3 protein-coding genes are annotated in these 1,393 nt (G+C 55.6%); all 3 read left to right on the top strand.

What is annotated here, in order from left to right; genetic code table 11:
• A partial coding sequence (rplD, locus tag B3520_RS01815) for a 50S ribosomal protein L4 (RefSeq protein WP_286875211.1) occupies positions 1–429 on the top strand: 429 nt, incomplete at its 5' end.
• Entirely contained in the window at positions 426–722 is a 297-nt protein-coding gene (gene rplW / locus B3520_RS01810) for a 50S ribosomal protein L23 (RefSeq protein WP_024462476.1), read from the top strand. The genes rplD and rplW, both read left to right, overlap by 4 nt.
• Before the next feature lie 13 nt (positions 723–735).
• Positions 736–1,393, top strand: a 658-nt coding sequence (gene rplB, locus B3520_RS01805) for a 50S ribosomal protein L2 (protein ID WP_286875209.1), incomplete at its 3' end; no start/stop codon positions are given.

Raw genomic sequence — 1,393 nt, 5'->3', positions numbered from 1 at the left:
TGGCGTCAGAAGGGCACCGGTCGTGCGCGTGCGGGTACCATCCGCAGTCCGATCTGGCGCTCCGGTGGTAAGGCATTTGCTGCCAAGCCCCGCAACTTCGAGCAGAAGCTCAACAAAAAGATGTACCGTGCAGCACTGCGCTGCATTCTGTCTGAGCTGAATCGCCAGGAGCGTCTGGTCGTGGTGGAAGAATTTTCCGTCGACGCACCCAGGACCAAAAGCCTGGTACAAAAGCTGGCTCAGTACGATCTGTCAGAAGCGCTGATTGTGACTGAGGATGTGAACGAAAATCTTTACCTGGCGTCTCGCAACCTGCATAAGGTTGATGTTCGCGACGTTCAGGGTGTTGATCCGGTTGCCTTGATCGGCTTCGAAAAGGTTGTGGTCACCGTTCCGGCTCTGAAAAAGTTCGAGGAGATCCTGGGATGAACCAAGAACGCATCTATAAAATCTTGTTGGGTCCGGTAGTGTCCGAGAAGTCCGCCATGGCGGGCGAGAACGGCAACCAGGTTGTTTTCAAAGTAGCCACTGATGCCAGCAAGCTCGAAATCAAAGCGGCCGTACAGGCGCTGTTTGATGTCAAAGTTGAAAGTGTTCGCGTGCTTAACGTGAAGGGCAAGACCCGTCGCACCCGCTTTGGTATCGGTAAGCGCAGTGACTGGAAGAAGGCCTACGTTCGTCTTGAGCAAGGTCAGGATATCGACTTTGCGGTAGCTGAGTAAGAGGATTGTTGCAATGCCTATTGTAAAACGTAAACCAACCTCGCCCGGTCGCCGCTTTGTAGTAAGTGTCGTCAATCCGGATTTGCACAAGGGTGCTCCTTACGCGCCGCTGCTGGAGAAGAAATCCAAAAGCGGTGGACGTAACAACGCTGGTCGTATCACAACCCGTCACGTAGGCGGCGGCCACAAGCAGCACTACCGTGTGATCGATTTCCGTCGTAATAAAGACGGTATACCGGCCACAGTAGAGCGCCTGGAGTATGATCCGAACCGCACAGCCTACATCGCGCTGGTTTGTTATGCCGACGGTGAGCGCCGTTACATTATCGCACCCAAGAGCCTCAAGGCTGGTGACAAGATCGAATCAGGTGATGCGGCGGCGATTAAAGTGGGTAATGCGTTGCCGCTGCGGAATATCCCCCTCGGTAGCACAGTTCACTGCGTCGAGTTGAAGCCCGAGAAAGGTGCCCAGCTGGCTCGTTCTGCTGGTGCGTCGTGCCAATTGGTGTCTCGCGACGGTACTTACGCGACCTTGCGTTTGCGTAGCGGTGAAACCCGCCGTGTACTGGTTAACTGCCGGGCGACCTTGGGCGAAGTGTCCAACAGCGAGCACAGCTTGCGGTCACTCGGTAAGGCCGGTGCCAAACGGTGGCGCGGTGTTCGTCCTACGG

Origin of the sequence: Marinimicrobium sp. UBA4509 (genome assembly GCF_002388575.1) — a bacterium.
Lineage (GTDB): Bacteria > Pseudomonadota > Gammaproteobacteria > Pseudomonadales > Cellvibrionaceae > Marinimicrobium > Marinimicrobium koreense.
This window is presented reverse-complemented; position numbering and strand designations above follow the sequence as displayed.